6 protein-coding genes are annotated in these 2865 nt (G+C 68.8%); all 6 read right to left on the reverse strand.

Going from position 1 to position 2865, the window contains the following annotated elements; all coding sequences use genetic code 11:
* Positions 1-146 precede the first annotated feature (146 nt).
* Genes LO50_RS21995 through fdxB form a run of 6 tightly spaced genes read right to left on the reverse strand, consistent with a single transcriptional unit; the run spans position 147 to position 2812 of the window.
* Complete coding sequence (locus tag LO50_RS21995) at positions 147-569, reverse strand: hypothetical protein (protein ID WP_011912520.1); 423 nt, start codon at positions 567-569, stop codon at positions 147-149.
* Positions 566-1315, reverse strand: coding sequence for a DUF364 domain-containing protein (locus LO50_RS22000; RefSeq protein WP_011912519.1), 750 nt, complete (start codon positions 1313-1315; stop codon positions 566-568). Before LO50_RS22000 ends, LO50_RS21995 begins: the two co-directional genes overlap by 4 nt.
* The gene (locus LO50_RS22005) at positions 1308-1682 is read right to left on the reverse strand and encodes a hypothetical protein (protein WP_011912518.1); all 375 of its coding nucleotides are present in this window, start codon (positions 1680-1682) and stop codon (positions 1308-1310) included. Before LO50_RS22005 ends, LO50_RS22000 begins: the two co-directional genes overlap by 8 nt.
* Entirely contained in the window at positions 1682-2179 is a 498-nt protein-coding gene (locus tag LO50_RS22010) for a tetratricopeptide repeat protein (protein WP_011912517.1), read from the reverse strand. The genes LO50_RS22005 and LO50_RS22010 overlap by 1 nt, the downstream gene beginning before the upstream one ends.
* A 3-nt stretch (positions 2180-2182) precedes the next feature.
* The gene (locus LO50_RS22015; protein WP_011912516.1) at positions 2183-2503 is read right to left on the reverse strand and encodes a 2Fe-2S ferredoxin; all 321 of its coding nucleotides are present in this window, start codon (positions 2501-2503) and stop codon (positions 2183-2185) included.
* 12 nt (positions 2504-2515) lie between these two features.
* A complete protein-coding gene (gene fdxB / locus LO50_RS22020; protein ID WP_011912515.1) occupies positions 2516-2812 on the reverse strand; it encodes a ferredoxin III, nif-specific in 297 nt (98 codons plus the stop codon).
* Positions 2813-2865: the final 53 nt, after the last annotated feature.

Genomic DNA, 2865 nt, shown 5'->3' on the forward strand with positions numbered 1-2865 from the left:
GGCGCGCCCACGGGGGGCTCGGTGCTGCTGGCTGCTTTTGTGGGGGGCCCGCCCTCGGGGCGATGCTTTTCGGTGCAGTAGGATGGGTGGCGTCCATATGTCTGGAAATTCAGGCTAGGCGACCGCCCGATCCACGCGCCTACGCTTCACCCGATCAGCACTTCATAGGCCCGCCTGAGCAGTTCGCGGTCCAGCCAGGGCATGCCGATGCTCTGCGTCAGTTCGATCCAGTGGGTTCCGATGGCCGCCCGGCACCGATCGTGCCCGTCCAGTGCGGCGAGGAATACCGGCAGAACCCCGCCCGACACTTCGAGGCCGACCCGGTAATCGGCCACCAGCTCCAGCGGTTTCTCGATCCCCAGGTCGCGCTGCAGGCTGCGCAGAGCGCCCGCAGGATGGACCAGCAGATCGCCCTGCATCGGCGGTTCGGCGAATACCGCGAGGGCCGGAAGGGGCTGCGGCAAGACCACCCCGCCGCGCTGCGGCACGAGGAAATGCAGGCGCGCGCTGACCGGGTGCTTGTGACAGATCAGCATCCGCCAGCCCAGCCGGCCGTGAGACCCCATCATTTCCCGAGCGCCATCAAGGCATACTCCACCGGCCCGGCGAACAGCCGCGTACCGCCACCCTCGGCAATCACCCGCCGCACGCCGTCCGGGTCGAGCACGCGAACCCCGGCCAGGTAGTCCACGCCGAAGCGCCGCCAACCGTCCAGCCAGGGCAGGCTCGGCCCCATCAGCACCACCTGGGCCTGGCGCGACAGCTCGAGCAGGCGCGGCAAGGTCTTGTTGGCGATGCTGCTGGCGCTGACGAACACCCAGTCGGCCTCGGGCAGCAGGTACTCGGCGGCGCAATCGGGCAGGTCGCCCTCCTGCTGCTGGCGCTCCAGGCACTGGTAGGGCTGGTCCTGCCAGAGCCGTTCGAGGCCGGGATAATGGCCGATCACCACGACCCGCTGGCCCGCCAGCCGTGGACGGAAATGTGCGAACACCTGCAGATGCCCCGGTGCCTGCGTGCGCAGTGCCTGCGCCTCGCGCTGGCAGCCCGCCGCCGTGTTCACGCTGGCATTGAGCACGGCCAGGCCGACCGCGGCTTCGGCGCTGTTCCACGACAGCAGCCAGGGCAGCAGCGCGGCGTTGCCCTGGCCGGCGAGTGTGCCCGACCAGCCGAGCGTGCGCGGCACCTGGCGCGGGCTGAAGGCGAAGCCCTGGTTGCCGTCGACTTCGGCCAGTGTCCAGTTCAACCCCAGGCACAGATGTTCGACGGTCCGCGCCTGCGCGGCGCTGGCCAGCAGCCAGTCGTAGAGCTCATTCATGATCGAGCGCCGGCAGCAGGCGCAACTCGCTTTTCAGCGCCCCCGGCCAACCCCAGGCGGCGACCGCCTCCACCAGCCAGGCCGGCTCGTGCGGGTGCTTCAGCAGCACGTCGAACTCGGCATAGACCTGACCGTCGCCGTTGATCTGCATGCTGCCGAGGAAATCGCCCTGGGCGCTGCGCCATTCGCTGTAGAAGCATTCGCTGCGATCGAACGGGTCGACCCGCACTTCGCTGCGCGACGGTTCACGCTCGTCGGGCAGTTGCAGGCGGATGGCCGAACGCTGCAGGCAATCCTGCAGCGCGCGCTGGATTTCGCCGAACAGCGGCCGCGCCGCCTGCAGGCGTGCTTCGAACGATGCCGCCATCAGTTTTCCTCCTCGAAGGCGCGGGCGATCTGCAGGAACGCCTCGCCGCCGATCTCGTTGCCCGGATCGAGCTCCAGCAGCTTCTCCAGCACCCGCCGCGCGTTGTCCACCTTGCCACGGCGCAGGCGGATCACGCCCAGCGCCTTGAGGCTGAACAGGTACAACCGCGTGGCACCGCGGCGTGTCTGCCAGTCGGCGCTGGCAGGGTGCAGGCGCCGGTAGTTGCGGCTGAAGCCGGCACAGGCCGCGGCCCGCCGCAGGGCTTCCCATACGGCGGCTTCGGCCTCCGCGTAGCGGGCCTGGAGAAAGTAGAACTTGTACAGGCCGACATGCGCGTCCGGCTCCTCGCTCCAGCGCTGCCGGGCCTCCAGCAGCAGGGCTTCGACCGCCGCCGGATGCTCGAGGCCGCGCGCGCTGTTCAGCAGGTAGCGCAGCCCGGTCGGCGTGCGGTCGGAAAAGAACGCCCGTTCGGGCTCCAGCAACAGCACTTCACCCATGCCTCACCAGAGCTCCGCGGGGGTGAGCTTGTCGGCGAAGGGCTCGCCTTCGAGCAGATGCGTGAGGATGCTGTCGACATCCGCCGGCTCCACCCAGCTGTACATCAATGCGCCCGGGTAGATCAGCACATTGGCGCCGGCCTGGCAGGGCCCCAGGCAGCCGGTGCCGGTCAAGGCGATGCGGCCGATCAGGTTGCGCCGGATCAGGGCCTGGGAGAAGGCGTCGAACAGGGCTTCGCCGCCCTTCGCAGCACAACTGCCGCGCGGGTGCCCCTCGGCGCGGCGCTGCAGGCAGAGGAAGATGTGGTAGTCGGGTCTTGGCATGTCAGCAGCTCCTCAGCCGGCCAGGGCCTGATGGGTATGGCATTGTTTCGGGCAGACCGCCGAACAGGCCTTGCAGCCGATGCAGTCGAGGCCGTCGGCGATGGCCATGACCATCATCTCGTCGTCCTCGTCGTAGAGGTCGTCGTCCTCGCCCACCATGCCGGAGCGCTCCACCAGCTCGAACACGTCGCGCGGGCACACCTTGTAGCAACGCCCGCAACCGATGCACTTCTGCGCATCGACGGCGGTGACGAACTGCGGCACCCATTCGGCGCCACCGCGCGTACGCCCGGTTATCACTGCTTCCATCTGTCATCTCCTGCCCGCCAATGGCATGGCGGCGGCCTACGGTTAGGGATACG

The organism is Stutzerimonas stutzeri (genome assembly GCF_000935215.1).
Classification (GTDB): domain Bacteria; phylum Pseudomonadota; class Gammaproteobacteria; order Pseudomonadales; family Pseudomonadaceae; genus Stutzerimonas.